General features: G+C 63.3%; 21 protein-coding genes and 1 tRNA gene. 11 read left to right on the forward strand and 11 right to left on the reverse strand.

The annotated features are described in order from the left end of the window. Window positions 1-183: 183 nt before the first annotated feature. Complete coding sequence (locus Sj15T_RS06165) at window positions 184-1,527, reverse strand: UDP-glucose/GDP-mannose dehydrogenase family protein (RefSeq protein WP_013040238.1); 1,344 nt, start codon at window positions 1,525-1,527, stop codon at window positions 184-186. A gap of 358 nt (window positions 1,528-1,885) precedes the next feature. Continuing rightward, a complete protein-coding gene (locus Sj15T_RS06170; protein ID WP_020819198.1) occupies window positions 1,886-2,647 on the reverse strand; it encodes a molybdopterin-binding protein in 762 nt (253 codons plus the stop codon). Window positions 2,648-2,727: 80 nt separating this feature from the next. Here Sj15T_RS06170 and map point away from each other — a divergent pair, with 80 nt between their 5' ends. The 4 genes from map to Sj15T_RS06190 all read left to right on the forward strand — a co-directional run bounded on the left by map (window position 2,728) and on the right by Sj15T_RS06190 (window position 6,880). Beyond that, window positions 2,728-3,558 (forward strand): type I methionyl aminopeptidase, encoded by an 831-nt coding sequence (gene map, locus Sj15T_RS06175; RefSeq protein ID WP_007685087.1) that lies wholly within the window; start codon window positions 2,728-2,730, stop codon window positions 3,556-3,558. Between the two features lie 242 nt (window positions 3,559-3,800). Beyond that, window positions 3,801-4,139, forward strand: coding sequence for a P-II family nitrogen regulator (locus Sj15T_RS06180; RefSeq protein WP_007685085.1), 339 nt, complete (start codon window positions 3,801-3,803; stop codon window positions 4,137-4,139). 112 nt (window positions 4,140-4,251) lie between these two features. After that, on the forward strand, window positions 4,252-5,664 hold the full coding sequence (glnA, locus tag Sj15T_RS06185; RefSeq protein WP_007685079.1) for a type I glutamate--ammonia ligase: 1,413 nt from the start codon (window positions 4,252-4,254) through the stop codon (window positions 5,662-5,664). A gap of 163 nt (window positions 5,665-5,827) precedes the next feature. Next, window positions 5,828-6,880, forward strand: coding sequence for a nitronate monooxygenase (locus Sj15T_RS06190; protein WP_013040241.1), 1,053 nt, complete (start codon window positions 5,828-5,830; stop codon window positions 6,878-6,880). Here Sj15T_RS06190 and Sj15T_RS06195 read toward each other — a convergent pair. Together Sj15T_RS06195 and Sj15T_RS06200 are read right to left on the reverse strand one after the other, a co-directional pair. After that, complete coding sequence (locus Sj15T_RS06195) at window positions 6,877-7,530, reverse strand: histidine phosphotransferase family protein (RefSeq protein ID WP_013040242.1); 654 nt, start codon at window positions 7,528-7,530, stop codon at window positions 6,877-6,879. The two genes, Sj15T_RS06190 and Sj15T_RS06195, sit on opposite strands and share 4 nt — an antisense overlap. Before the next feature lie 81 nt (window positions 7,531-7,611). Continuing rightward, window positions 7,612-8,013, reverse strand: coding sequence for a M67 family metallopeptidase (locus tag Sj15T_RS06200; RefSeq protein ID WP_041385911.1), 402 nt, complete (start codon window positions 8,011-8,013; stop codon window positions 7,612-7,614). Window positions 8,014-8,030: 17 nt separating this feature from the next. Here Sj15T_RS06200 and Sj15T_RS06205 point away from each other — a divergent pair, with 17 nt between their 5' ends. The 3 genes from Sj15T_RS06205 (at window position 8,031) to mtgA (ending at window position 10,832) form a co-directional block, all read left to right on the forward strand. Beyond that, on the forward strand, window positions 8,031-8,993 hold the full coding sequence (locus Sj15T_RS06205) for an RluA family pseudouridine synthase (RefSeq protein WP_007685075.1): 963 nt from the start codon (window positions 8,031-8,033) through the stop codon (window positions 8,991-8,993). A gap of 75 nt (window positions 8,994-9,068) precedes the next feature. Further along, window positions 9,069-9,983 carry an RNA polymerase sigma factor RpoH gene (gene rpoH / locus Sj15T_RS06210; protein WP_007685074.1) on the forward strand — a complete coding sequence of 305 codons (915 nt, stop codon included), beginning with the start codon at window positions 9,069-9,071 and terminating at the stop codon, window positions 9,981-9,983. 150 nt (window positions 9,984-10,133) lie between these two features. Further along, window positions 10,134-10,832, forward strand: coding sequence for a monofunctional biosynthetic peptidoglycan transglycosylase (mtgA, locus tag Sj15T_RS06215; RefSeq protein ID WP_013040244.1), 699 nt, complete (start codon window positions 10,134-10,136; stop codon window positions 10,830-10,832). A 54-nt stretch (window positions 10,833-10,886) separates the two neighbouring features. On the opposite strand, the gene Sj15T_RS06220 is transcribed toward mtgA, so the two are convergent. The 6 genes from Sj15T_RS06220 to Sj15T_RS06245 all read right to left on the reverse strand — a co-directional run bounded on the left by Sj15T_RS06220 (window position 10,887) and on the right by Sj15T_RS06245 (window position 18,955). Next, window positions 10,887-13,463: a TonB-dependent receptor gene (locus Sj15T_RS06220; protein ID WP_013040245.1), complete on the reverse strand. Its 2,577-nt coding sequence runs from the start codon at window positions 13,461-13,463 to the stop codon at window positions 10,887-10,889. 359 nt (window positions 13,464-13,822) lie between these two features. Further along, on the reverse strand, window positions 13,823-15,091 hold the full coding sequence (gene clpX, locus Sj15T_RS06225) for an ATP-dependent Clp protease ATP-binding subunit ClpX (protein WP_007685071.1): 1,269 nt from the start codon (window positions 15,089-15,091) through the stop codon (window positions 13,823-13,825). 134 nt (window positions 15,092-15,225) lie between these two features. Next, the gene (gene clpP / locus Sj15T_RS06230) at window positions 15,226-15,861 is read right to left on the reverse strand and encodes an ATP-dependent Clp endopeptidase proteolytic subunit ClpP (protein WP_007685070.1); all 636 of its coding nucleotides are present in this window, start codon (window positions 15,859-15,861) and stop codon (window positions 15,226-15,228) included. Window positions 15,862-15,974: 113 nt separating this feature from the next. Beyond that, the gene (locus Sj15T_RS06235; RefSeq protein WP_007685067.1) at window positions 15,975-16,952 is read right to left on the reverse strand and encodes a glycosyltransferase family 2 protein; all 978 of its coding nucleotides are present in this window, start codon (window positions 16,950-16,952) and stop codon (window positions 15,975-15,977) included. A 243-nt stretch (window positions 16,953-17,195) separates the two neighbouring features. Next, window positions 17,196-18,800 (reverse strand): trigger factor, encoded by a 1,605-nt coding sequence (tig, locus tag Sj15T_RS06240; protein WP_013040247.1) that lies wholly within the window; start codon window positions 18,798-18,800, stop codon window positions 17,196-17,198. A gap of 70 nt (window positions 18,801-18,870) precedes the next feature. Continuing rightward, window positions 18,871-18,955: transfer RNA gene (locus Sj15T_RS06245), tRNA-Leu, on the reverse strand. Between the two features lie 156 nt (window positions 18,956-19,111). Here Sj15T_RS06245 and Sj15T_RS06250 point away from each other — a divergent pair. The 3 genes from Sj15T_RS06250 to Sj15T_RS06260 all read left to right on the forward strand — a co-directional run bounded on the left by Sj15T_RS06250 (window position 19,112) and on the right by Sj15T_RS06260 (window position 20,987). Beyond that, on the forward strand, window positions 19,112-19,303 hold the full coding sequence (locus tag Sj15T_RS06250) for a hypothetical protein (RefSeq protein ID WP_013040248.1): 192 nt from the start codon (window positions 19,112-19,114) through the stop codon (window positions 19,301-19,303). Between the two features lie 147 nt (window positions 19,304-19,450). Beyond that, entirely contained in the window at window positions 19,451-20,056 is a 606-nt protein-coding gene (locus tag Sj15T_RS06255) for a sigma-70 family RNA polymerase sigma factor (protein ID WP_013040249.1), read from the forward strand. After that, the gene (locus Sj15T_RS06260; protein WP_007685060.1) at window positions 19,974-20,987 is read left to right on the forward strand and encodes a FecR domain-containing protein; all 1,014 of its coding nucleotides are present in this window, start codon (window positions 19,974-19,976) and stop codon (window positions 20,985-20,987) included. The genes Sj15T_RS06255 and Sj15T_RS06260 overlap by 83 nt, the downstream gene beginning before the upstream one ends. A 29-nt stretch (window positions 20,988-21,016) precedes the next feature. Here Sj15T_RS06260 and Sj15T_RS06265 read toward each other — a convergent pair whose 3' ends face one another. Then, on the reverse strand, window positions 21,017-21,715 hold the full coding sequence (locus Sj15T_RS06265) for an NAD-dependent deacylase (protein ID WP_013040251.1): 699 nt from the start codon (window positions 21,713-21,715) through the stop codon (window positions 21,017-21,019). Window positions 21,716-21,859: 144 nt separating this feature from the next. Here Sj15T_RS06265 and dapB point away from each other — a divergent pair, with 144 nt between their 5' ends. After that, the gene (dapB, locus tag Sj15T_RS06270) at window positions 21,860-22,624 is read left to right on the forward strand and encodes a 4-hydroxy-tetrahydrodipicolinate reductase (RefSeq protein ID WP_013040252.1); all 765 of its coding nucleotides are present in this window, start codon (window positions 21,860-21,862) and stop codon (window positions 22,622-22,624) included.

The raw sequence follows: 22,624 nt of genomic DNA on the forward strand, positions 1-22,624 counted from the left end.
CTTTGGGAATTTGCGACGAGTTGTGGTAAGGCGCGCCGGAAACTGGCTCGACCCCGCCATGTTTTCAGAATCGATATGATCGCGAAGGGGACCGCGCCGGAAATGAAAGGGCGCCCCCGACCCAATGCCGGGAGCGCCCTGCTCAATCCCATCGCGCACGCGAGATGGGATTTGGGTCGCGGCCTACTCCGCCGCCTGCACCAGTTCCTCGATCTCCGGCGCGGCGCCGCGGCCCACGCTGACATAAACGAAGCCGGCAGCCTCCGCATCGGCCGGGCGATAGATGTTGCGCAGGTCGACCAGGCCATCGCCGCTCATGATCCCCTTGAGGCGCGGCAGATCGAGCGCCCGCAGCGCGTCCCATTCCGTAACGATGACGACCGCGGCGGCTCCTTGCGCCGCGACATAGGGATTGTCGCAGAATTCCACGCCGCTCATCATGGCGCGGGCGGCGTCCATCCCCTCCGGATCATAGGCCCGCACCTGCGCGCCGCCATCCTGCAGGGCCTGGATGATGGCGATCGACGGCGCGTCGCGCATGTCGTCGGTGTTGGGCTTGAAGGTCAGGCCCAGCACGGCGATCGTCTTGCCGCGCACCGACCCGTTGCAGACCGCGACCACCTTTCGCGCCATAGCCCGCTTGCGGCTTTCGTTGATGGCCACGGTGGTTTCGATGAGGCGGATCGGCGCGCCCGCATCCTCCGCCGTCTTGACCAGCGCCAGCGTGTCCTTCGGGAAGCAGGAGCCGCCATAGCCCGGCCCGGCATGAAGGAATTTCGAACCGATGCGATTATCCAGGCCGATGCCGCGCGCCACCTGCTGAACGTCGGCGCCGACATTCTCGCACAGGTCGGCCATCTCGTTGATATAGGTGATCTTCATCGCCAGGAAGGCGTTGGCGGCATATTTGATGAGTTCGCTGGTCCGGCGGCCCGTGAACTGGATCGGCGCCTGGTTGAGGTAGAGGGGACGATAGACCTCCTCCATCACCGGGCGGGCGCGTTCGTCCTCTATGCCGACAACGATGCGGTCGGGCCGCTTGAAATCCTGGATGGCCGCGCCTTCGCGCAGGAATTCGGGGTTGGAGGCGACGGCGAACTGCGCGTCGGGATTGGTTTCGCGGACGATGCGGTCGACCTCGTCCCCCGTGCCGACCGGCACGGTGGACTTGGTGACGATGACGGTGAAGCCGCTGAGGTTGGACGCGATCTCCTGCGCGGCGGCATAGACATAGCTAAGGTCGGCATGACCGTCGCCCCGCCGCGCGGGCGTGCCGACGGCGATGAACACCACATCGGCCTGGCTGACCGATCCGGCCAGGTCGGTGGTGAATGTCAGGCGCCCCGCCTTCACGTTGCGGGCGATCAGGTCGGCAAGGCCGGGCTCGTAGATCGGCACGCCGCCGCCCTGCAACAGCTCGATCTTGCGCGCATCCTTGTCCACGCAGATGACATCATGGCCGAAATCCGCGAGACACGCGCCGGATACCAGGCCGACATAGCCAGAGCCGGTCATAACGATCCGCATCACTATTCTCCTTCTTCAAACGGCTTTCGACCGACAGCCAACCGATCATGAAAGGACGCGCGAATCCATTCCGGGAAACCCCGGATGCACGGACCCTCATCCCTCATCATGGGTTGGGCGCCGAGCGAGCGAGCCCGATGCCCCTTGGCCGGAACCAGCCGGCGATTGACGCAGCGCAGCATACCGCCCTGCGCGGCATGGATGCAACGCAGCCCGCCGCTCTACGGACACATATGGGCGCGGATCAGGCGCTTAGAGCATCGTGCGGCTGAAGTTTTGCGAAAACTCCGGCACTTCACCGGGCCATCCGACCAGGGGACCGATGTCCGCTCCCACCGACGCAATCGATGGGACCGTCTCAGATCCCTCCAGCCACCACCGGCCAGCCGCCCCGTTCCAGTCCGGCGCTCAGATCCGCAACGCAGCGATCCAGCGCCTCCGCATCGACCGAGCGGATCACGAAATTCGCGCCGGTCTTCCCCTCGCGAAAGAAGGGATAGCTGCCGATCTGGCACCCGTCATGCGCCCGCTCCGTCGCGCCGAGCAGGTCCGCAATCTCGCTTTCCGCCACCCAGCAACCGATGGTGGCTGACAGCACCGGGAGGCCGCCTTCCAGCTTCCCCGTCAGGCTGTCCAGCATTCCGGCGGTGATATGCGGCACGCCGGCCATGATGAAGACATTGCCGTGCCGCAGGCCGGGAGCGCCCGACATGCGGTTTTCGATCAGGCTCGATCCCGCAGGCGCGCGGGCCATGCGCAGCCGCGCCTCGGTCAAGCCGCCCCGCGTCTCGTAATAGGCGAGGAGCATGGCCCGCGCTTCTGGGTGGATTTCCACGGCAACGCCCAGCGCCGCGGCAATGGCGTCCACAGTGATGTCGTCATGCGTCGGCCCGATGCCGCCGGTGGTGAACAGATAGTCGTTCCGCGCCCGAAGGGCGTTCACCGCTTCTGCGATGGCGTCGCTGTCGTCCGCGACCACCCGGACTTCGCGCAGGCGGATGCCCTGCACGTTCAGCCATGTCGCAATCTGCGACACATTCCTGTCCTGCGTCCTCCCCGAAAGAATCTCGTCGCCGATCACGATCAGCGCTGCGGTCCATATGCGGGTCGGGTCGGCCATGGGCTGGCCATAGCCTCTGCCGCGCGCCCTGCCTAGCCGCCCCCTCGCATTATGCGGCATCCCCGCCTATAATCACGTCCATGACCGAATATATGACGATGACGGCGGACGCGCCGATTTCCCGCTCGACCGCGATCAAGCTCTATGACGCGGCCGGTTTCGAAGGCATGCGCAAGGCCGGGCGGCTGGCGGCGGAGATACTGGACGCGCTGGTTCCCCATGTGGTTCCGGGCGTCACCACCGGCGAGTTGGACGACATCGTCCGCCGCATGACGCTGGACGGCGGCGGCGTGCCCGCGACCCTGGGCTATCGCGGCTATACGCATAGCTGCTGCATCTCGCTCAACAATGTCATCTGCCACGGCATTCCCGGCGATCAGAAGCTCAAGGAAGGCGACATATTGAATATCGACGTGACGCCGCTGGTCGACGGCTGGCACGGCGACAGCAGCCGCATGTATATTTGCGGCGAAGCCCCGATCAAGGCGCGCCGCCTGGTCGAGGTCACCTATGAATGCCTGATGCTGGGCATCGAGCAGGCGAAGCCCGGCAACACGCTGGGCGACATCGGCCATGCCATTCAGCGGCACGCGGAAAAGCACCGCTATGGCGTCGTGCGCGATTTCTGCGGCCATGGCCTGGGCCGCGTGTTCCACGACAGCCCGGAAGTGGTCCATGTCGGCCGCCCCGGCACGGGACCGGAACTCAAGCCAGGCATGTTCTTCACCATCGAACCGATGATCAATATCGGCAAGCCCGGCGTGAAGATGCTGGAGGACGGCTGGACGGCGGTCACCCGCGACCGCACCTTGTCCGCGCAGTTCGAACACAGCATCGGCATTACCGAAACAGGCTGCGAAATCTTCACCAAAAGCCCCGCTGGCCTCGACGCGCCGCCCTATCAGCGCTGATCATGGCGGCCATGCCTAAAAAATGGGCATCGCCTCATAATACTGCCCGGAATCCGGGCAATATGGACAAAAGTTGCTGCATCGCGGAAAGCAGTTCCTGGCGATTCGCTATTTGGCACGGTAATTGATTAGGAAGAGGGGCGACGCGTGCCTTCGGGGGGCATGGTGATCGTCACTCGAGAAGGACGAAAGGCGGGATCATACCCGCCATCTGGCGCGCGTTTGAGTTGGGATAATTAGAGATGAAGAAGATCGAAGCGATCATCAAGCCGTTCAAGCTCGACGAAGTGAAGGAGGCGCTTCACGAAGTCGGCGTGTCGGGCATCACCGTCACGGAGGCCAAGGGTTTCGGCCGCCAGAAGGGCCATACCGAACTTTATCGCGGCGCCGAATATGTGGTCGACTTCCTGCCCAAGGTGAAGCTGGAGGTCGTGGTCGACGATTCGCTCGCGGAACGGGTGGTGGAGGCGATCTCTGCCGCCGCTCAGACCGGCCGCATCGGCGACGGCAAGATCTTCATTTCCAACATCGAAGGCGCGGTGCGCATCCGCACGGGCGAGCGCGACAGCGACGCCATCTGATTTTCCACCGACTTCTCGCCGGCTTGCAGGGGATCATTTCCAAAAGTCTTGGCGGCTGACCACATCAACCTACCCCTTCGGGGGGGTATCATGAAAGAAGGGCAAGGTTCACATGGCTAACACGCCTAAAGACATCCTGAAGATGATCGAGGAAAAGGAGATCGAATGGGTCGATGTCCGCTTCACCGATCCCAAGGGCAAGTGGCAGCACCTGACCATGGTGTCTTCGGTGCTGGGCGAGGATGAACTGACCCAGGGCCTGATGTTCGACGGTTCGTCCATCGAAGGTTGGAAGGCGATCAACGAATCGGACATGATCCTGAAGCCGGACCTCGACGCCGTCTATGTCGATCCGTTCAGCGCCACGCCCATGCTGATCATCTTCTGCGACATCGTCGAACCCGACACGGGCGAACTCTACAGCCGCGACCCGCGTTCGACCGCGAAGCGCGCGGAGGCCTTCGTCAAGTCGGCCGGTTTCGGCGACACCGTCTATGTCGGCCCGGAAGCCGAATTCTTCATGTTCGACGATGTCCGTTTCAATTCGGACTATAACGAGTCCTTCTTCAAGATCGACGATGTCGAACTGCCGACCAACACCGGCAAGGAATATGAGGGCGGCAACCTGGCCCACCGTCCTCGCGCCAAGGGCGGCTATTTCCCCGTCGCGCCGGTCGATCCCTGCACCGACATCCGCGCCGAGATGGTTTCGACCATGCTCGAAATGGGCCTGCCCTGCGACAAGCACCACCATGAGGTGGCCGCCGCGCAGCACGAACTGGGCCTGACCTTCGGCACGCTGGTGCAGACCGCCGACCGCATGCAGATCTACAAATATGTCGTGCAGATGGTCGCCCAGGCCTATGGCAAGACCGCGACGTTCATGCCCAAGCCGATCGCGCAGGACAATGGTTCGGGCATGCACACTCACATGTCGATCTGGGAAGGCGGCAAGCCGCTGTTCGCGGGCGAAGGTTATGCGGGTCTCAGCGAAACCTGCCTCTACTTCATCGGCGGCGTCATCAAGCACGCCAAGGCCCTCAACGCCTTCACCAACCCGACCACCAACAGCTACAAGCGCCTGGTGCCGGGCTTCGAAGCCCCGGTTCTGCTGGCCTATTCGGCCCGCAACCGCTCGGCCTCCTGCCGCATTCCCTATGGCGCGGGCGCCAAGGCGAAGCGCGTGGAATTCCGCTTCCCCGACGCGATGGCCAACCCCTATCTGTGCTATTCGGCGCTGCTGATGGCCGGCCTCGACGGCATCGAGAACAAGATCCATCCGGGCGCCGCGATGGACAAGAACCTCTATGACCTGCCGCCGGAGGAACTGAGCCAGGTGCCGACCGTCTGCGGTTCGCTGCGTGAAGCGCTGAACTCGCTGGCCGCCGACCACGACTTCCTGCTGAAGGGCGACGTGTTCACCAAGGACCAGATCGAGGCCTATCTCGAACTCAAGTGGCCCGAAGTGTACCGCTGGGAAATGGCTCCCTCGCCGGTCGAATTCGACATGTACTACAGCGCCTGATCCGTTCGGGACTGTTGGGAAAGGGGCTCGGTCGCACTGGCGACCGGGCTCTTTTCATTTCGGACGATAGAGATGACGCGAACGCCACCTGAACGCGGAAGCCGGATCTCCAGTCCCAATCCTCCCCATTGCCCGCCTCCCGCAAAGCTCCGACAATCGTCCCATGTCGATCATCGAGTCGCTCGGCCTGTCCCATCCCATCGTCCAGGCGCCCATGGCCGGCGTCTCCACGCCCGCCATGGCGGCAGCCGTCTCCAATGCCGGGGCGCTCGGCTCCATTGCCGTAGGCGCGACCGATGCGGCAGGCGCCCGCGCCATGATGGAAGCCGTCCGCGCCCGGACCGACCGCCCCTTCAACGTCAATCTCTTCACTCATGCGCCGGCCCGTGGCGACCCCGCCAGGGAAGCGGCCTGGCTGGCCGCGCTGACGCCGCTGTTCCAGGCCTATGACGCCCGCCCCCCAGCCGCCCTTCACGAAATCTACCGCAGCTTCGTCGAGGACGACGCGATGCTTGCCGTCCTGGTCGAACTCGCGCCGCCGGTCGTCAGCTTCCACTTCGGACTGCCCGATCCAACCCGCATTGCGGCGCTCAAGCAAGCCGGATGCCTTCTCCTCGCCACCGCCACCAATCCTGCCGAAGCGCGGGCCGCGCGGGAGGCAGGCGTCGACGCCATAGTCGCGCAAGGCCATGAGGCAGGGGGCCATAGAGGCGCCTTCGATCCCGAGGCGCCTGACGACCAGCTCGGCACCTTCGCCCTCACCCGGCTGCTCGTCGCCCAATGCGGACTGCCTGTGATCGCGGCGGGCGGCATCATGGATGGGCAAGGCGTTCGCGCCGCTCTTGCGCTCGGCGCGGTCGCAGCGCAGCTCGGCACCGCCTTCATCGCCTGCACGGAAAGCAGCGCCGACGAAGCCTATCGCGCCGCCCTCGCGGGCCCCGGCGCCCATCATACCGTGATGACGCGCGCCATTTCAGGCCGCCCGGCCCGCTGCCTTGCCAATCGCTTCACCGCCTGGGACTCCGAAGCCGCGTTGCTGCCGCCCGCCTATCCGATCGCCTATGATGCCGGCAAAGCGCTCAACGCCGCGGCGAAGGCCAAGGGCGAAGGCGGCTTCGGCGCGCAATGGGCCGGCCAGGGCGCGCCGCTGGCTCGCGCCATGCCGGCCGCCGACCTTATCCGCCTTCTGGCGAGGGAAATGCGGGAAAGCGCTTAACGCGCCTCCGGAATGGACGCCCCGAACAGCAATATCGGCTCGCCGGCAGGCGATAGCGCGATCTCACCGCCGACGCTCGTCACCAGGGTACGCACCATCCACGCCGCCGACGTTCGCGAAGCCAGCCCCTCCGGCGGCAAAGTCCCCGCCAGCGCGGCCCGCAGGTCAGGATCGAGCACCAGCTTCGGCCCTTCCGCCCGCACGACGATCTCCGTCACGCCTGGCCGCTTCTCCGCCCCGATGTCGAGCTGACCGCCCCGCACCAGCGCATCTCCCGCGATCAGCGCCAGGTTCAGCAGCACCTTGACCGGCAGCTTTTCCAGCATGTCATCCTCGACCAGCCAGCCGATCTTCACCCGGCCCGAAGCCGCGAACATGCCCTCTATCGCCACCCGCGCCTCATGGGTCGGCACGGCATCGCCGAAGCCGCCAGCCGAACCGAAGGCCAGGCGAAAGAATTTCAGCTTGTTCGCGGACGTCCTGGCGCTGTCCGCCAGCAGGTCCAGGCAGCGTTGCCGCATTTCCGGGTCCGTCTCGTCCGCCATCAGCTCAAGCCCGTTGTTGAGCGCGCCGACCGGACTGAGAAGGTCATGGCACAGGCGCGAGCAGAGCAGGCTGGCAAAATCGATGCTGTCGATCGGATTGGTCATGAAGGTTCGCTGCCGCCGCAAAAATGAACAGGAAGGAATGAACGGCTAATGCGCTGCCCCGCCGCGCGATGCAACCCTCCCTCACATGATGTCGAGCAAAGCCTCGACAAATTGCACCCGTCCGTCCTGCCCCGGCATGGCCACCCACAGGCGGGCCGCCTCTCCGCCGACGATCAGCCAGAGGCCGCCGTCGGGCGCGGCGCAGGCCGCGTCGGTTTCGGACGGCACGGCCAGGCCACCGGGGTGCGAATGATAATGGCCGGCGATCCGCGCCCCGCCCGCCCGCGCATCGCGATGGGCCGCGATCAGCACCGCGGGGTCCAGTTCGAAATGGCGTGCCGGATCGGGCGCGACATTGGCGGCGGGCAGAACCGCCTCGATCCGTCCCGCCTCCCCCAGAAGCAGGCCGCAGACCTCATGCCGGTCGGCCGCCGCTTCGGACATGATTTGTTCCAGCAGACCCCTTGAAATCGAAACCCTCATTCCTACCTTCCTACCCAATGGTTTCGGGGGTTTCCATCATTGAAGCGACAATCGGCGAGGCGCAGGACGGCATGCGCCTCGACAAGGCGCTTGCCGAGCTGGTTCCCGACCTGTCGCGCGAACGGCTGAAGGCGCTGATCGCGGAAGGCCAGGTGACAGGCCGCCCCGCCCATGCCGGCCGATCCCCCAATCCCTCCATGAAGGTCGCCGCAGGGCAGGCCTTCGCCATCGTCCTGCCCCCGCCGATGGAGGCGGAGGCCGTGGCGCAGGACATCCCCCTGGCCATCGTCCATGAGGACGCGGACCTGATCGTCATCGACAAGCCCGCGGGCCTGGTCGTCCACCCGGCGGCGGGCAATCTGGACGGGACTCTGGTCAATGCGCTGCTCCATCATTGCCAGGGCCGACTCTCCGGAATCGGCGGCGTGGCGCGCCCCGGCATCGTTCATCGCATCGACAAGGATACTTCTGGCCTGCTGGTCGTCGCAAAGTCCGACCGCGCGCATGAAGGACTGGCGCAGCAGTTCAAGGCGCATTCGATCGACCGGCTCTATGCCGCCATCGTCTATGGAGTGCCGCAACCGGCGGCCGGCACGGTCGACAGCTGGATCGGCCGATCCGACGCCGATCGAAAGAAGATGGCGGTTCATCGGGAAGGGCGGGGCAAACATGCCGTGACGCATTACCGGACAATGGAAAGGCTGCGCGGCGCAGCCATGGTGGAATGCAGGCTGGAAACCGGGCGGACGCATCAGGTCCGCGTCCATATGGCGCATCTGGGACACCCCTTGATCGGAGACCCGGTTTACGGTAGAGAGAGAAAAGGTTTCAAATCGATACTGGAAACGCTGGGTTTCAACAGGCAGGCATTGCATGCGAAGAGGCTGGGGTTCATACATCCGGTAACGGGTGAGGCGCTCAGCTTCGACAGCAAACTCCCTGCCGATATGCAGGAACTGTTAAGCGAGCTTCACGTATAGTTTTGGACAAGTTTGCGACGGCGCCTTGGACGCCTCTTCTGGGTCCCGCCGCGCATGAAAGGGAAAGGTGACGACATGGCTGACAAGAGCAATGTCCCCGCGGTTCCGGCGCTGGGCGGTGAAGCCAGCCTCAACCGCTATCTGTCGGAAATCCGCAAATTTCCGATTTTGACGCCCGAGCAGGAATATATGCTCGCGAAGCGCTATGCCGAACATCAGGATTCGGAAGCCGCGGCGCAGCTCGTGACCTCGCACCTGCGACTGGTCGCGAAGATCGCCATGGGCTATCGCGGCTATGGCCTGCCGGTCAGCGAGCTGATCAGCGAAGGCAATATCGGCCTGATGCAGGGCGTCAAGAAGTTCGAGCCGGATCGCGGCTTCCGTCTGGCGACCTATGCGATGTGGTGGATTCGCGCCTCTATCCAGGAATTCATCCTGCGGTCGTGGAGCCTTGTGAAGATGGGCACCACCGCCGCGCAGAAAAAGCTGTTCTTCAACCTGCGCCGGATGAAGAACAATATCGAAGCCTTCGAGGATGGCGACCTGCACCCCGACGACGTCAAGAAGATCGCCACCGATCTGGGCGTCACGGAGGAGGACGTGATATCCATGAACCGCCGCATGGCGATGGGCGGCGACACGTCGCTCAACGTGCCGATGCGCGAGGATGGCGAGGGCCAGTGGCAGGATTGGCTGGCCGATAGCGATCCATTGCAGGACGAACGCGTCGCCGACCGACAGGAAAGCGAACTGCGCCACGACATGCTGGTGGAGGCGATGGACGACCTCAACGATCGCGAGAAGCATATCCTGGCGGAACGCCGCCTGGCGGAAGAACCCAAGACGCTGGAGGAACTCTCGCAGGTCTATGGCGTCAGCCGCGAACGCGTCCGTCAGATCGAGGTCCGCGCCTTCGAGAAGCTGCAAAAGGCGATGATGCGGATTGCGGGCGACAGGCTGGGCAAGATTTCCCGCCTCGCCGCCGTCTGATCGGATTTGCGGAACGCAAAGGAGCCCCGGAGTAAAATCCGGGGCTTTTTTGTATCCGCTCGCCCTTTCCCACTCGTCATTCCAGCGGAGGCCCGAATGACGAAGCATAGGCTCCCATCTTGAACCGCCGCGCAACCGCGCTACCACGGAATGATGAACGCCAAGTCCGCCGCCCCTCGCCGCCGCTCCCGATGGATCGGGATATTTCTCAAAATCGTTGGCGGCTTCGTCGCCCTGTCGCTGCTGATGGTGGTGATCTATCGCTTCGTGCCGCCGCCGGTGACGTGGACGATGCTGCTGGACCCCAACGGCATAACCAAGGATTGGATGAGCCTGGACAGGATGGACCCGGACATGGCGCGCGCCGCCATCGCGGCGGAGGATAGCCGCTTTTGCAGCCATCACGGCTTCGACGCGGTCGCCATCGCCCAGGCGATGCGCCACAATGCCAGCGGCGGCCGCATCCGGGGCGGATCGACCATCAGCCAGCAAACAGCGAAAAATGTTTTCCTGTTCCAGGGCGGCGGCTTTGTCCGCAAGGGGCTGGAGGCCTGGTTCACGCTGCTGATCGAAGCGATCTGGGGCAAGCGGCGGATCATGGAGGTTTATCTCAACGTCGCGGAAACCGGCATCGGCACCTATGGCGCGCAGGCCGGCGCGATCCGCTATTTCCGCCATGGCGCCCAGCGCCTGACCCGCGCCGAAGCGGCCCGCCTGGCCGCCGTTCTGCCCCTGCCCAAGAAACGCGCAGCGATCGATCCGCACGGCTTCACCCGCCGCTACGGCAACAGCATTGCCACCCGCATCGGCATAGTCCAGCGCGACGGGCTGGACAGCTGCCTGAAATGAGAAAGGGCACGGATTTCTCCGCGCCCTTTCCTTCTCCGCTACCGGAATGGCTGCTTAAAAAGCGAACACCACCGAACCGATGAACGTCCGCGGGGAGCCGATCTGCACGAAAGGCAGGTTGCTGGCCGCAGCGAAGCCGGCGTCAAGGCGTCCGTCAAAGCCGCCATAATAGAGCTTGTCGAACACATTGCTGACGTTCAACTGCAGATAGGTCTTGTCGCCCATTCCCAGTGGAGCAAGGCTAAGACGCGCATCCAGATCGACCAGCGTATACGCCGGCGCCTTGGCATCCATGACCTGCGCGCCGCCGCTGACCGCCACGCCGCCGATGATGGTGCCGCCCAAGGTGAACGGACGGTTGAGGTCGTTGACATAACGCGGCCCGGTGCGCTTCACCTGCACGCCCAGTTCCACCGGCCCCAGGGTCGCCTGCGCGCGACCGCCGATAGTATAGACGGGTGCGCCTGATTCCCGCTTGCCGCTGGTCTGTGCATAAATCGGGTCGCCAACTGCAGCGCAGCCCGCAATGCCCCCCGAAACATTGCCGGACGTGCATTCGCCATACAGCACGTCATCCTTGATCTTCGACTTCAGGTAGGAGCCGAAAGCATAGAGGACGAGTTCCGGGATCGGACGGTAGGACAGGCTGCCGTCGATGCCATATTTGTCGACGCGGCCCAGATTACGGTACAATGTGCGATCCGTTTCCGGATCATAGGCAGACGCCAGCCGGTTCTGATAGATGGTGTACCAGAGCGATAGCTGCGCCTGAACCTTGCTGCTGCGATAGCGCACGCCCAGGTCGAAATTGTCCGTGGTTTCGGGCGACGGCTTGGCCGATGCCGTATCGGGCGCAAAGAAGAAGCTGTTGTACAGATTGTCGGTGCCTGGAACCTGCAAGCCCTTCGAATAATTGCCGAAAAGGCCAATTGCATCGGTCACGTCATAGGTCAGGCCGATGTTGGGCAGGATCTTGTCATATTTGAACACCCGCCGCTGCGGTCCCTGGATGGTCGGATTGAGCGCCGCGTATTGCGCCGCGCCCGCGCTGTTCGTGCCGAAACATTCCACGAAGCCCGTAGCGCTCGACGTCGCGCAGTAATTATTGAGGTCGCGTTTGAAGAAAGGCGCGCGCACGCCGGCCGTTACGGTCAGCGCGTCGAACTTGCCACGATATTCTCCGGCGATCTGATGCAGGATCGCCTTTGAGAAACGATCACGCTTCTGCAGGACCGAACCCGTCGCATCCCTGAGCGGATTGCCCTCCTGGGGAAAGGCATGGAGCGGTTGGCCATCATTGCGCAGGAACTCAATCTCCCCGGTCTGGCGATGCCGCGCATAATCAAGGCTGTAGGCGACACGGATCGACTGATCCTCTGAGAAATTATAGCGCAGCGAAGCAATCAGGCCGTAGCGGCGCGTATTGGTTTCACTGGGCGCGAGCACGCGGATCGAGTCCAGCAGATCGCCGTCCCCATTGACGTCATAACCGAAATAGGGGCTGCCCCCCAGATAGCCGACTGCATTGGTGACGCCGCTACCCGGATTGATGTCGCGAAATCCCTCCCGCGCGGTGGCCGTGCCGCCGCCATTGGCACGTACATATTGGAAGCTGGGATCGACCGTCAGGACCAGGTCATCGGCCAGCGTGAAGCGCGAATTGATGCGGATATTTCCGGTCTTCGAGGGATTGACACGCTCGTCGAAGGTCGAACCGCAATTTGTCGCGGCGTCCGCTACCCCTGCAATAGCGGGCATCTGCGTCGTGCAATAAGGGATCACATAATCGCGCTCGTCGCGATTGTTCGGAAAGCGGCTGGGCACGGCGCCCGCGCCGTCGTTGCGGAACGTCACCGAACCGAAACGATTATTATAGGCTTCGTTATAATGCGCCGCGATGGAGATGAAATCGCCATTATCGCCAATGGGTTGATAGATTTTGGCATTATATTGCTGCTTGCTGATTTCGCCGCGATTATTGAAGATGGTATCGTTCGTTGCCTTGCTGGCGGCGAAGAAAGCCTTGGTGCCCCAGGGCGTGAACACGCCGGTATCGACCGACCCGAACATGCGGAAGAAGGAGAAATCGCCAGCAGAGCCCACGATCTTCACGCTGAAATCATCGGTGGGATTGCGGGTGCGGTAATTGACCGTCGAGCCGGTTGCCGCGGCAGTGGGGCTGTCGACATCGGTCGTGCCGAGATTGACGTTAACCTGCTCGATCAGTTCGGAATCGAGTTGCTGGCTGGAATAGATCGAATAGCCGCCGGAATCGTTCAACGGAACGCCGTCGAAGGTCTGCGAAATTCGAGTATTGTCAAAGCCGCGAATATACATGGTGCCGCCAGCCGAGCCGAACGGATCGTTGTTTTGGAAACTGACGCCCGGCAGCAGGTTGATGATATCGTTGACGGATTGCCCCGGAATCTGCCGCTCGATGATTTCCTGGTTCAGAACACCGCGAGCCTTGCTGGTTTCGGGTAATTCAACGCCCGCCAGCCCCTTGGGCGTGGTTGCGCCGGTCACGACGATCTCATTTTCGAAGTCGATCGAGCCGGTCGATTGAGCAAAAGCTGCGGCCGGTGCGGCCACGGCAACCAGCGCGGCGCTACACATAAGAAGCTGTTTCATTTGAGCATTGTCCCTTTGAAAGTTTGGCGCGTCGCGCCGGCTTTATTTTGCTCTATGGAGCTGGCACCGCCTGTGGCGGCCAATGGCGACGGACCTGTGATGCTCTGATTACAGTTTTACGACAATATAATAGAAACGCGGTGGCAGCAGGCGCCACATGGCAAAAATTCCCGGAAGACATCCGGGGAAATTCATATAAGATATTGATATTTAAAATTTAAATTGCAGCACACCTGCTAGTTTGACAGTGGTGCAATTTTGCAACGCAGCAGGAATTTTTGTGCGATTGCGATAGGCGCGAAGAAAAAGGGCCGGCGAAACATCGCCGGCCCCCTATTTCAAAGCGTCAGCCTATCGATTCAGGCCGCGTCTTCGGCCCGCTTGTCCTTCTCGCTGAACACGCGAATCGGTTCCTTGCTGCCCGCGACGACGTCCTTGTCCACGACGACCTCGCCTACGCCTTCCATCGAAGGCAGGTCGAACATGGTGTCGAGCAGGATCGCCTCCAGGATCGACCGCAGCCCGCGCGCGCCGGTCTTGCGCTCGATCGCCTTCTTGGCAATCGCAGTGAGCGCATCGTCGGTGAAGCTGAGTTCGACATTCTCCATGTCGAACAGCTTGGCATATTGCTTCACCAGCGCATTTTTCGGCTCGACCAGGATCTTCACCAGCGCGGCCACGTCCAGATCCTCCAGCGTCGCGATCACCGGCAGGCGACCGACAAACTCGGGGATCAGGCCGAATTTCAGCAGATCCTCCGGCTCGCTCTGACGCAGCAGTTCGCCCGTCTTGCGCTCCTCGGGCGCGGCGACATGGGCGCCGAAGCCGATGGACTTGGCCTCCAGCCGGTCGCCGATGATCTTTTCCAGTCCCGCAAAGGCGCCGCCGCAGATGAACAGGATGTTGGTCGTGTCGACCTGGAGGAATTCCTGCTGCGGATGCTTGCGCCCGCCCTGCGGCGGAACCGAGGCGGTGGTCCCTTCCATCAGCTTCAGCAGCGCCTGCTGAACGCCCTCGCCCGACACGTCGCGCGTGATCGAGGGGTTCTCGGCCTTGCGGCTGATCTTGTCGATCTCGTCGATATAGACGATGCCGCGCTGCGCCTTCTCGACATTATAGTCGGACGCCTGGAGCAGCTTGAGGATGATGTTCTCCACATCCTCGCCCACATAACCCGCCTCGGTCAGCGTGGTCGCGTCGGCCATGGTGAAGGGCACGTCGAACGTCTTGGCCAGCGTCTGCGCCAGCAGCGTCTTGCCGCAGCCGGTGGGGCCGACCAGCAGGATGTTCGACTTGGCCAGTTCCACCTCGCCCGGCTTGGTGCCGTGGTTGAGGCGCTTGTAATGGTTGTGGACCGCCACCGACAGGACGCGCTTCGCCCGGTTCTGGCCGATCACATAATCGTCCAGCACATCGCAGATTTCCTGCGGGGTCGGCACGCCGCCATCCTTCTTGCCGACGAGACCGCCCTTGGTCTCCTCCCGGATGATGTCGTTGCACAATTCCACGCATTCGTCGCAGATGAACACGGTCGGCCCCGCGATCAGCTTACGCACCTCATGCTGCGACTTGCCGCAGAAGGAGCAGTAAAGCGTGCTTTTAGAATCGGAGCCCGTAAGCTTAGTCATTCGCCAATCTCTCTTCCCTCTTTAGAGGCGAACAGCCGCCAATGCCGAGGGATATTCTGGTCCTGGGATCATCCTAGACCGCGACGCGCCCGTTTCACAAGGGGAGAAAAGGGCGCGCGCGGTAAACATAGGTTTTAGCCCTCAGGGGTTTCCGCCATGGCCGGCCGACGGTCGAACACTTCGTCGACCAGGCCAAACGCCTTGGCTTCCTCCGCCTCCAGGAAGGTGTCGCGATCCATGGCGCGCTCCACTTCCTCCAGCGAGCGCCCGGTATATTGGACGTAGAGGTTGTTGAGGCGGCTGCGGATGCGCAGGATTTCCTTCGCCTGGATCTCGATGTCCGACGCCATGCCCTGCGCGCCGCCCGACGGCTGGTGCACCATGATGCGGGCGTTGCTGAGCGCGATGCGCTTGCCCGGCTCGCCCGCCGCGAGCAGGAAGCTGCCCATGGAGGCGGCCTGGCCGATGCAGACGGTGCCGACCTGCGGGCGGATATATTTCATCGTGTCGTGGATCGCCATGCCGGACGTCACCACGCCGCCGGGCGAGTTGATGTACATCCAGATGTCCTTCTTCGGATTTTCCGATTCAAGGAACAGCAACTGGGCGACGATCAGGGAGGCCATATGATCCTCCACCTGGCCGGTCACGAAGATGATCCGCTCCCGCAGCAGGCGCGAATAGATGTCGAAGCTGCGCTCGCCCCGGTTCGACTGTTCGATGACGATGGGGACCAGAGCGGCCATGGGATCGGACATGATATCGGTCATTTTGCTCTTTCAGGGTGTGTTGCTTTTGCCCGTTCTCTACATCGGCACAAAAAGCGGACTGTTCAAGGGGTCGCGTGAAACGCGGTCGGTTTGCCCGGCCGAACGGGGCGCGATCAGTCGCGCCGGGCGAAGTCGGAAGGCGCCTTGAAGGCGAGATAGGCAAGCCGGCGAACCTCCCGCCGCCCGCGCACCACGGTATCCAGTATAAGGCCGCACATGCCCGAAAGCGTGGCGAGGATCATGAGGCCGGTCACCAATATGGCGGTCGGGAAGCGCGGCACAAGCCCCGTCTTCATATAGGTGACGATCAGCGGCGCCGCCAGCACGAGCCCCGTCGCCGCCAGCAGCGCCGCGATGATCCCGAAGAACAGGATCGGCCGCTCGATGCGATAGAGCGTGAGGATCGTGCGCAGGATGCGCCAGCCGTCGCGATAGGTGCTGAGCTTGCTCACCGACCCTTCGGGCCGCGCACCATAGGCCGTGACGACCTCCGCCACCGGCATGGCGAGTTCCAGCGCGTGGACGCTGATCTCCGTCTCGATCTCGAAACCGGCGGACAGGACGGGGAAGCTCTTGACGAACCGTCGGGAAAAGACGCGGTAACCCGACAGAATATCGGTGAAGCTGCGCCCGAAAAGCTGCTTCAGCAGGCCGGTGAGCGCCCAGTTGCCGAAGCGATGGCCGCGCCGATAGGCCTCCTCGATCTCGCTGCGCCTTGCGCCCACGACCATATCGAGATTGTCCTCCAGCATCGCCGCGACCATCTTCGGCGCGGCGGCGGCCTCATAGGTCGCGTCGCCATCGGCCATGATGTAGATGTCCGCATCCACATCCGCGAACATGCGGCGAACGACATGGCCTTTTCCCTGCTGCGCGACCCGGCGCACAATCGCCCCCGCGCCCGCCGCCAGTTCGCGGCTGGCGTCGCTGCTGTTGTTGTCGAACACGTAGATTTCGGCCGACGGCAATGCGCGGCGGAAATCCTCCACCGTCCGCACGATCGCTTCCGCCTCGTTATAGCAAGGCAGGATGACCGCGATCCGGGGGCTTGCAATCCCCTCCCCGCTTTCCACCGCCGGAAATTCCTTCATCGACCCCAAAACCTTTTCCGCCCCTTGCGTCGTCCCGGAAACCTGCCGCGCTCCATCGAAGGCAGGAGCGCAGCTCAGACGGGTGAACCAGGCTCCCGCCTTTACAGGAGCACCTCGCGACTTGCCCAATCGCCGCAGGAATGACGAGACGACATCATTTCGTCTGCCACGCCGAGCCCGAAATGAAAAGCGCCCGGGCTTCCTCACGAAGCCGGGCGCTTGTCCATTCTGGCCGAGAAGGCCTTATTCGGCCTTGGCGGCAGCCTTCTTGGCCGGAGCCTTCTTCGCCTTGGGCTTGTCCTCGGCAACCGCTTCCTCAGCCACGGCCTCGTCCTTCTTGGCGGCCTTCTTCGCCGGCGCCTTCTTGGCGGGGGCTTCGGCCTCGCCCGCAGCAGCCGCTTGCTCAGCGTCGGCGGCCTTCTTCTTCGAAGCAGCCTTCTTCGCCTTGGGCTTCTCGCCATGATCATGATCATGGTCATGATCGCAGTCCGGACCATGGACATGCGGCTTCAGGTCGCCATCCTCGGCCTCGATCGCCGCTTCCAGTTCCTCGCGGCTGACGGCGCGGTCGGTGATTTCCGCCTTTTCGAACAGGAAGTCGACCACCTTGTCCTCATAAAGCGGCGCGCGAAGCTGCGCGGCGGCCATCGGATCCTGCCGCACATATTGCACGAAACGCTCGCGATCCTGCGGGCTGTACTGCTGGGCCGCCTGCATGATCAGGCGGTTCATTTCCTGGTCGCTGACGACCACGCCATGGGCCTGGCCGATTTCCGAAAGCAGCAGGCCCAGGCGGACCCGGCGCACGGCGATGGCGCGATAATCTTCCTTCTCCGCCTCCATCTCCTTGAGGGCCGCTTCGGGATCTTCCTCATGGCTGGCCTCATGCTGAAGCTGCGCCCAGATCTGGTTGAACTCGGCCTCCACCATGCTCGGCGGCACATCGAAATCATGCGCGGCCGCCAGTTGGTCGAGCAGCTTGCGCTTCATATAGGTGCGGGTCAGGCCATTATGTTCCTGCTCGATCTGGCCCTTCAGCAGTTCCTTGAGCTGGTCCAGGCCTTCCAGGCCCAGCGACTTGGCGAAATCATCGTCCAGCTTGGGCTTGTCGGCGTCCAGGATCGCCTTGACTGTGATGTCGAAGGTCGCCTCCTTGCCCGCCAGGTGCGCCGCGCCATAATCTTCCGGGAAGGTGACGGTGATGGTCTTCTCGTCCCCCTTCTTGACGCCGGTCAACTGCTCCTCGAAGCCGGGGATGAACTGGCCCGAACCGATCTTCAGCTTCACGTCCTCGGCCGAACCGCCCTCGAACGCCTCGCCGTCGATCTTGCCCACGAAATCGATGGTCAGCGTGTCGCCGTCCTTCGCCTTGTGGCTTGCGGCATGCTCCTCAAGGGCGCCCTGCTGCGTCGCGATGCGGCCCGCGGCTTCATCCACCTGCGCGTCGGCGACCTCGACGGTCAGGCGCTCCAGCTTCAGCCCTTCAATGCTGGGCGCTGCAATCTCCGGCAGAACTTCCAGTTCGACCTTCACTTCGGCGTCCTTGCCGAATTCGAAGCCCTCGTCCAGTTCGACGGACGGCTGCATGGCGGGACGCAGCTTGTTGTCGGCGATCAGCTTCTGGATGCCGTCCTGGATCGAGTTGTTGAGCGCATCGCGCTGCAACGATTCGCCGTGCATCTTCTTGACGAGGTTGGCCGGCACCTTGCCGGGGCGGAAGCCGGGCATGCGCACCTGCGGCGCGATGGCGGCGACTTCCTTTTCCACGCGGGCGTCGATGTCCTTCGACGTGATGGTCACGGTATAGGCGCGCTTCAGGCCCTCGTTCAACGTCTCGACAGTCTGCATCTCTTCTCTCAAACGCTTTCTTAAAGCTGAATTTCGTTGGCGCCTGGCGCAGTTCCACGGTCTGGCGCACTGGTGCGGGCGAAGGGACTCGAACCCCCACATCTTGCGATACCAGAACCTAAATCTGGCGCGTCTACCAATTTCGCCACGCCCGCATCGGTCGCCGGTCGGCGCGGCATAGAGAAAAGCGGCCCATGAAGCAAGGGCCAGAGGTCCGGCCTGTGGATAACCAGTGGATAAGTCCGGACGGAACCGATCCGCCTGCCCGCGCTTACCCCTTATGCACCCCACCTTATCCAGGAGAGACAGCGATGGCCACCCGCCCCGACCCCGCGCCAGATGGCATGCCGCCCCCTGACAGGATCGACCCGCAATCGCCGCCCGAAACCCCCGCCCCCCTCCCGCCCGATGAGGCCCCCGCCGGGCAGCCGCCCGAAATCGTGCCGGATGCGCCCGACTTCGACCAGCCAGACCGCGCCCCGCCCGAACTTCCCCCCGGCTGATCGACATTTTGGCCACAGCAAGACGGGTTTTCCACAGAAACCCGCAATAATGCCCGCGCAAGCGCTGGACAGGCCCCTGCATCCATGATTGAACTATGACAAACAGATGAAATCGGGAGAGGCGCGGCTGACAGCAAGGGGGTCATCGTGCACGGGGTTCGCGCTAAGCTGGAATGGTTCAAGACAGTGATCCTGCCGCAGGAAGCTGCCCTAAGAGGGCGCCTGCGGAGAATCCTGCCTGCCAATCAGGAACTGGAAGACATGGTCGCGGAGGTACTTGCCCGCGCCTATGCTACTGAAAATTGGGAAAATGTAACGACGGGCCGCGCCTATCTGTTCACGATAGCGCGCAATCTGGTGATCGACACCGCCCGCCGGAACAAGGTGGTGAGTTTCGAAACCATCGCCGACCTGGAACTGTTGCAGGGCGAAAATAACGTGGAAGCGCAGCTCCACGCCCGCGAGGCGCTGCGCCAGGTGGAAACGATCGTCGATTCGCTTCCGACACAATGCCGCCGGGTCTTCATTCTCCGCCGCATCCACGAAAAATCGATGCTGGAAATAGCGGAGGAAATGTCCCTGTCCGTTTCTACAGTTGAAAAACATCTGGCCAAAGCGATCGCAATAGTTATGCGGGCCTGGGCAGAACGTGAGGAAACGGATTTCGAACGTGCAGGCGTCGGGACCAGATTCGGGCTACGAAAGCAGGGGCAAGATCGAGGCGGAAGCCGCGCGCCTGCTGGCAAGGCTTAACAGCGGCCCTCGCACCGAGGTCGAAGCCGAGATCTGCCATTGGGTCGAAGCCGACCCCCGCCATGCCGTAGCGTTCGCCCGGGCCGAAGCCGCCTGGGAAGCGGCCGAGCGACTGAAAAGCGCCGCCGCCGAAGTCAACCTGCCCCCGCTGGAAACCATCGTCAGCGAGGAGCAGCAGCGCCGCCTGTCGCGCAACATCATGATCGCCGCCGCCGTTGCGGTGATGCTGTTCATCGTCGCCGCCATCGTCACCGTCCGCACCTTCAGCGGCGTGGACCATTATGAGACGGAGATAGGGCAGATCAGCGACATCGCGCTGGACGACGGCTCCACTTTGCATCTCAACAGCGACAGCGCCGCGGAAGTCCGCTTCACCGATCACGGCCGCAAGGTCCGCATCCTGAAGGGCGAAGCCTCTTTCGACGTCGCTCATGACCGTTCCCGCCCCTTCGACGTGGAGGCCCGGTCCGCCGTCATCCGCGCCGTGGGCACCGCCTTCAACGTGCGGCTGCGCCCTTCGCTGGTCGAACTGACGGTTACGCAAGGCACCGTTACCGTCCATTCCGGCAACAAGCTGGCTCAGCAGATCAGCGCGGGCAGCGGCGCCGTCATCCAGCCGCGCAGCGTGTCGCTCACCCATCTCGACTCGCGCCTGATCGGCCAGCGCACCGCCTGGCGCGAGCAGATGGTGGAATTGGACGGCGAAACCATCGAACAGGCCGCCAGCGAGTTCAACCGCTACCGCGCCGCGCCGATCCTGATCGGGGACACGCGGGTTTCCTCGCTCCGCATCGGCGGCCGCTTCCGCATCACCGACAGCAAGGAATTCCTTTCCGCGCTGCGATTGAGCCTGCCGATCCGCGTGGTCGACGGACAGGACGGCTCGGTCATGCTGCTCTATCAGGATGAGCAGGAACCTGCGGGCGAATAAGATCGGGGGCTACGCGGCCCGTTCCGAACTTATCCCAGCAATTCCCTGACCAGTTCGGGCACAAGGACGCTCGCGGCTCCCATCCGGCTTTCCTCGAAATAGAAGCTCCCGGCCGACGGTTCCAGGTTCAACTCCAGCGTCCGGGCGCCGACATGGCGCGCCGTCTGCACGAAACCCGCCGCCGGATAGACCGCCCCGGACGTCCCCACCGAAACGAACAGGTCGGCCCGCCGCAACGCGTCGTCTATCGCGTCCATTTCATAGGGCATCTCGCCGAAGAACACGATGTCGGGCCGCAAAAGCGCCCTTCCGCAGCCATCGCAGACCGATCCGGGCGGCAGGGCCTCCGTCCAGCGCTTCGCCTTCCCGCATCCCGCGCAGAGCGCCGAGCGCAACTCCCCGTGCATATGGATGAGCCGTTTCGCCCCTGCCCGCTCGTGGAGATCGTCCACATTCTGCGTGACGATCAGCAATTCCCCCGGCCATTGCGCGTCCAGCGCCGCCAGCGCTTCATGCGCGGCGTTCGGCCTCACATCCGCCAGTTTCGCCCGCCGCTCGTCATAGAAGCGGTGCACCAGCGCCGCATCGCGCGCCAAGGCCTCTGGCGTGCACACATCCTCCACCCGATGCCCTTCCCACAGTCCGTCCGGTCCGCGAAAGGTCGCCAGCCCGCTTTCGGCGGAAATCCCGGCGCCGGTCAGGATCACGATATTGCGAATGTCGTCCATTTATCTTTCCCGTCCCGTTGCGCGATAAGAGGGCCGCCCAAGTCCCTATGCCACCCACTTCCCATTGCAAGAACCGATAGCAAAAGGATGACAAGAGCCATCCATTCTGGCATCCGCCACGCGACTTTTTAAGGAATGACTGTGATGACCAGCATCGGGATTTTCGGAGCGGCCGGCCGCATGGGACGCGCCATCGCGCAGATCGTGCAGGAAGCGGGCCTGAAAATCGCCGGAGGCACCGACCGCGACGGCGAAGGCGAAATCGCCCCCGGTGTCCCGATCACTGCCGACCCCCTGGCGCTGGCGCAGCGGAGCGACGTGCTGATCGACTTTTCCGTGCCCGCCGCGCTGTCGGCCCATCTGGACGCCTGCATCGCCGCGAAGAAGCCGGTCCTTATCGGCACCACCGGGCTGGAACCCGCGCATCATGCGCTGATCGATGAAGCGGCGAAGCGCATTCCGCTGCTCCAGACCGGCAACACCTCGCTCGGCGTCAATCTGATGGCGGCGCTGGTGGAACAGGCGGCAACCCGCCTTGGCGACGACTGGGACATAGAAATCGTCGAAATGCACCACCGCCACAAGGTCGACGCCCCGTCCGGCACCGCGCTGCTGCTGGGCGAAGCCGCCGCGCGGGGACGCGGCATCGCCCTGGCCGACCATAGCGAGCGCGGTCGCGACGGCATCACCGGCGCGCGCGCCAGGGGAGCCATCGGTTTCGCCGCGCTGCGCGGTGGTTCCGTGGCGGGCGATCATCAGGTCATCTTCGCCGCCGATGGCGAACGGATAGAGATCGGCCATCGCGCCGAAAGCCGCATCATCTTCGCCCGCGGCGCGGTGAAGGGCGCGCAATGGCTGATCGGCCAACCCGTGGGCCGTTATGACATGAAGGGCGTCCTGGGCCTCTGA

This window comes from Sphingobium sp. TA15 (genome assembly GCF_037101235.1).
Lineage (GTDB): Bacteria > Pseudomonadota > Alphaproteobacteria > Sphingomonadales > Sphingomonadaceae > Sphingobium > Sphingobium indicum.